At 36.0% G+C, this 6000-nt stretch carries 4 protein-coding genes and 1 pseudogene; all 5 read left to right on the forward strand.

What is annotated here, in order from left to right; translation table 11 throughout:
- Positions 1-279: 279 nt before the first annotated feature.
- A pseudogene (locus R8N47_RS20710) lies at positions 280-440 on the forward strand (transposase); the annotation flags it as partial.
- A gap of 1094 nt (positions 441-1534) precedes the next feature.
- Positions 1535-3388 (forward strand): methyl-accepting chemotaxis protein, encoded by a 1854-nt coding sequence (locus tag R8N47_RS20715; protein WP_104975817.1) that lies wholly within the window; start codon positions 1535-1537, stop codon positions 3386-3388.
- A gap of 657 nt (positions 3389-4045) precedes the next feature.
- A complete protein-coding gene (locus R8N47_RS20720) occupies positions 4046-4261 on the forward strand; it encodes a hypothetical protein (RefSeq protein ID WP_104975818.1) in 216 nt (71 codons plus the stop codon).
- 11 nt (positions 4262-4272) lie between these two features.
- Positions 4273-5553, forward strand: a complete 1281-nt coding sequence (locus tag R8N47_RS20725; protein WP_104975819.1) for an OmpP1/FadL family transporter — start codon at positions 4273-4275, stop codon at positions 5551-5553.
- 17 nt (positions 5554-5570) lie between these two features.
- On the forward strand, positions 5571-5930 hold the full coding sequence (locus R8N47_RS20730) for a hypothetical protein (RefSeq protein ID WP_318070322.1): 360 nt from the start codon (positions 5571-5573) through the stop codon (positions 5928-5930).
- Positions 5931-6000: the final 70 nt, after the last annotated feature.

Here is a 6000-nt window from a genome sequence, read left to right on the forward strand (position 1 = left end):
CATAAAGAATTATGTTTTGGGTAATAGATTACATTAGCATTCAGCAGAGAAACGAAAATATGGATGCTTTGTAGAAAAAATAGAGCAACTGTTGTTCTTTTAATATTCAACATATTCAGTACTTCAAGAATGCTTGCATTTTTATTTTCAGCCCTAAACCACCTACTTCAGTAGGTGGTTATCATCCGCTTCGGATTTGCCTGTAAAACTACTCATGCTAAATGCATCTTTGATTTTTCCAGAAGTCAAAGAGGACAAATAACATGAGTAGATACAATCAAGTTTCCTCACCTTAGGAAGCACAGGCTTTGGGGTAATCACGTTGGCAAAGAGGCTATTTTGTCGATAGTGTTGGAATCAATGAAGAAATAATACGCCGATATGTAAGGCATCAAGAGAAGCAAGAACGAGTAGAGCAGCAGCAATTGGCGCTGGCCTAAACAAAGGCCCCCTTTTAGGGGGCTCACACAAAGCCACCTTCTTTAGAAGGTGGTAATTTACTCTTCTCGCGGAGGGCTTCAGTTTCGCTAAGCCTAAAACCTCCGGTTTATTCTACGCCATAATACTGTGAGGAGCGCCTAGTTACTATGTATTTCAGTTTCCTCTTAAAGCTGTGTCGTCGATAGCCATCTACTTTTTACCTGAATCTGTTCGATGTCTTTCTTTATTTCTCCGGCTGAAACGACTTGGCTTAAGTGCTTTGGTTCTATCTCACCTATAGTTCTTACGAGAATATTCATTACCGATATGTTTTATTCAAAAGTCTCGATATTTTTCAAATATTCAAGCTTGTTATATGTTAAGTAAAAATTATAACCTCATCAATCGATACTTGATATAACGTAAGCAATAACCAGAAAAACATTTCAAGAAATGAATTAACGTCCTAGGGTATTCAATTTTGCCATAGTGGTACACAAAACTGAATTTTATATTATGTTTATTTTCGTTCCGACCTTGTGCTTTGCTTAAGTTTCAGATGAAAATGAATAACTGATCGGATGATGGTTCAGAAAAAGATAAAATTTATCATTAACAAACAATAATATTAATCAGGGGTTTGTTTTGCATTGCAACATATGCCAATTGGTATCCGTTAAGCATGTACGTATAGGAACAATAACTATCTGCGAGGAATGCCTAACATCTATTAATCGGTTATATAATAACCAAGAACAAACGCATAATTATGATGAGTTTGAGATTTTATTTCATGCGGAAATGAGCCTGAGAATATTCAAGATAACTTATCCAGAAACAAGTAAACTCGATAGTTTTCCATTTCAGTTAAAAAGGTTAAGGAGAAATATTGAAAATCTAGAAATAAAGCTTGCTCAACTTCCATCTGATGCCAATTTACATGCGCCTATGAAAGAAATAGTCAAAGAACTCAAAGATTTATACGAAAGTTATTGCTAAATATCCATCGAAAAATATGCAATTGGTTGAGTTAGTGTGAATAAGTGATACTTTAAATTTAAAAAATAAATATTCCCCATCGACTGAAAAAAACATAATTAAGACGAATGTAACGATGATAAAAAGAATTTATTACGTATATATATCAATTTTATTATTAATAACGATAATAACCACTGGTGCCATCTATATATTACTTAGTTCAGAACAATCTTTAGTTTCTAACAGTGAAGTAGAAACTAGTTCTGAAAGAATCAAAACTAACTATCACTCAGCTATTTATAGACTTGAAACGCAAACTATCGGTATGGCGAGTTTAGTTATCTTTAATGAATCTGTGAACGAAAAAGAACTATTTGATCAGTTGGTAGAAGCAACAAAAGCACAAGATTATGTTATCGATGTTTATGTAGCTAAGCCTGACGGTGAGACCATTTCTGCTCAAGAAGGAGGGCATATCGAAGGCTACAACGCACGCAGCCTTAATAAATCTTGGTTCATGCCTATCGTCAACGGAGCGGCTTTTAACATGACCCCTCCACAAGAGAACTTATCCGGTGATTTTATCGTCTCAGTATCAGCCCCTATAAAAGAACGAGGGAAAATAGTAGGAGTTTACGCTATGGATATTGACCTAGGTAAATACCTATTTAGTAAAGACTTTGGTAGCTATGCTATTACAACAAAAGACAATACGATTGTAACTGCACTCGATGCGTCTTGGGTAGCTAAATCCATCTACGACGTACGTCCAATGTTAAAAGGAATTCGGTATAAATCTTCAATGATGTATACCAACCAAAGCGGAGAAACATTCCTTGCTCTAAAAGATGAAATCAATGATCAGTTTGACGTTCTAGCGTTCACATCATTGGATGAAAGCATCAAAAATATGCATTCGGTAATGACATGGCTCGTTGGCTTGATTTTTACTGGTGGTGCTATTTGTTGTATTGCGCTTGGGGCAGTTCTAAAACGCCAACTTAATCAACTACCAAAGATTGTTGATGTCATCGGAGACATGGCTAATGGACAGTTTGGAAGTTTCGAGATCAAAAAGAGTAATAATGAGATAAATCTAATATCTAATTCATTATCAACCATGCAACAAAGTATAAGCTCGTTCATTGGCGATACTAAATCACTCTGCAATGATGTGTTAACAAAGCAAGCTAATGTCTCTAATGTTGTGCAAAATGTTACCCAAGAAATAAACGAGGGGCTTTCTGCCGTCGAACAAGTTGCAACCGCAGCAACAGAGTTAAGCGCTACCGCCGAGGAAGTTGCTAAAAACGCTTCAGATGCAGAGATAGCAACAAATGAAGCACTTGATGCTGTTAGTCGTGGTTCTATGGTATTAACGCGCGCAAGGGATACAAATGAACAAGTACGCTCTTCTATTGCAGAAAGTATCGCAGTGGTTAGTCAATTGCGCGGTTATTCGGAAGAAATAGGAACCGTACTTGAAATGATCAGCGCTGTGTCTGAACAAACTAACCTACTTGCACTTAACGCTGCCATCGAAGCTGCAAGGGCTGGTGAACAAGGTCGAGGGTTTGCGGTAGTGGCTGATGAAGTTCGAACATTAGCAAGCCGCACCCAAGAATCTACCGATATAATAAGAGACTTTATTAACCAACTGCAAGAGCAATCGAAAACTGCCGATAATCTAATGAAGCATAACTCGCACTTAATGGATGAATCATCAAAGACGAGTGATGAGCTTAATACATCATTCCAAGAAATAACGGTACAAATAGATAACATTTCGCAAATCAATTCAATGGTAGCTACAGCATCAAGTGAACAGTCATGTGTAACACAAGATATTTCAATGCAGATTAATGGGATCAACAGTAACGTTAAGAGCTATTCGAACGCTTTCAATGAAACAGAGAAGTCCTGTGCTGAAAGTTCAGAAAGAATAAACCAACTAAACAAATCTTTAGAGTTCTTTAAAAGCGAATAGAGCGAGTATAAGTAACGAAATACAACATCATAAATAACTGAGATAAATATTAACCAGCAAAGAAATTTCAAGCGATATGAATGTGATTCTTCGAGTTAGAAAAAAACTTAAAATCGGATAACTGTGAGTATTACAGGGCGTTGAGATGATTTGGTTTATAAATCAATTAAATTATTTGAACGTCATGGAAATATTCATAAGTGTTATGAATGTTTCGTAGATATGATATATAAAAATAATTTTTCGGGTAATTGATTAATGGTAAATAAATGTAAGCTCTGTAAGGGTGATGGTATTATTATTGAGCTAGGAATCGACAAAATGTTCATTTGTAAGGATTGCGTTGAATATTTGAGTTTTCTACATTGTGAAAATACTTTTGATTTGTTGCCAGAGGTTGCGGCTTCGATTTTTAATGCACATTGCAGTTTAATATTATTAAGAAAAACTTTACCTCAACTTATACAGCATCATCAATTCAGCGAACTAACTAGCGAGTTAACAGGCGCAGTATCAGCATTAGGACGAATCCTTGATAGCTCAGAGAACGAGATACACGAATCGATAATGGAGCATTTGTACGAACAAAAAAATCAATTGGAAACGTTACTTAATTTATATGATCTGCCTGTAAGTAATTAGGTATAGGTGATTGATATGGAAGCAACTAAAACAATTATTGTACGTAATTTTGGTAGTTTCTTCGATATGTGCGATAACGAGTTGGTGAATAATTTAAACGTTCACTGCACGTTTTTTGTTAATGAAGATGAAAAAAAATTTATGGAAGAATTATTTTTAAAAAAAGGTGGTAGAAAACTGTCCACTTCATCGAAAAAAAATTTCTTTCAGAAATTAAATATAAACATTTAGATTAAATAATTATGTTATTAAATGAAGTTAGTAAAAATTTAGCAGTGGTGTTAATTTTGTGTGGTTTTTCATCGCAAGTCTTTGCGGGAGGATATATGTTCTCTGAGCTTGGCGAACTGAGCACAAGTACGGCTGGCGCAGGTTCTGCTGCCGTAGCTGAAGGCGCTGAAGCTGCTTTTGTAAACCCTGCGAGTATGGTTCGCTTAAAAGGAAAACATATTGCGACCAACTTAGGCCTGCTTAATCTTGATAGTACTTATTACGATATGGGATCAAACGTCGTTGGTGGGCACGAAAGTTCCTTTAAAGAAACGTCACTTAAAAAACTACTTCCAATCGGCAGTTTCTACTTTACAAATGAGATAGATGATAAGTCTAGCTTCGGTATTGCAATGGGGGCCACTGGAGGGGCTGGTTTCGGCTATGGTAGCGGATTTTCAGGCTCAATCATGGCACAAGATGGTTTGCTACTGACTGCTCAATTAAACCCAAGCGTTGCTTACAAAGTGAATGACAAACTATCGTTGGGTATTGGTGTAAGTGCTGAAATGGCATATATCAATCAAACATTAAATACGACGGCTATCGACGGCGGACTCAATGTTATAGATGGTGAGATTTCTGCCGACGATATTTCTTTTGGTTGGAATATTGGTGTTATGTACCAGTTTAGTGATGCTAACCGTATTGGATTTGCCTATCGCTCACAAATAGAACATGAATTAGAAGGTGACTTAGCTCTTAAAGTTGAAGGACGTTATATAGGGTTGCCTTCAGGTAAAAGTTCACTTCCTGCTCAAGTGAATGTAATTATGCCAGCTCAGGTAAAACTTAGTGGTTATCACGTAGTTAAGAATAATGTTGCGTTACTGTGGACTTTGGGTTGGCAAGATTTAAGTGCAGTTCAACAAACGGATGTTATTGTCCATGGGTCTAACTCACCTATTATTCGTAGCTGGAAAGATACATATTCAACTGCTATCGGTGGTCATTTTAAGATCAATAAATCCTTGCGATTTGAACTAGGTTACTCGTACGAGACGTCACCACAAGATGATCCTACGAAAATCAATGTGGACGTTCCAACTGGACCAATCTCAAAGTACTCAACAGGTTTAACTTGGTTTATTAATGAGGCCATGAAAGCTCAGTTCTACTATGAACATCTAGATGGTAATTCAGTTCGTACTCAAGCTCCAGATAACCTAACTAATGGCGATTTAACTCAATTAAATGGTGTTTACGATTTGAATGTTCACTTTGTTGGTGCAGTATTGAATTACGCATTTTAAACAATGTAGGGGATAAAATGATTAAAAAAATAATCAAATTATTCATAGTACTTTTTGTGATTAGCTCTGCAATCGTCCAATATGCTATGTATTACATCGCTCAACATCTTCCCTCTGATGAACTCATTGGAGCTATTGTGAGTTCATCTTTGCAAGCTGTTTTTTTGTGCGGTGGTTTATTCTGGATTTTAAGAAAAGAACTTTTATGCATAAGTCATTTACTTAATGAAATCAATGAAATGAAGGGTGGTGATTTGTGCGCTAGTCAAGATCTACCGAAATTCACTAATGAGTTTGATATTATATTTAATATTCTTAATTCGTCAAAAGAAACTATATCGGAAACAATTGATACAGTAAAAGATACTACGCTCTGAGGAATCCCCTAATGATTTTGATAAAAATCATAAATTTAAGGTAGATGCACATCTTGTCATGTGATCAAAT

It is taken from the genome of Vibrio sp. 2132-1, assembly GCF_033344315.1.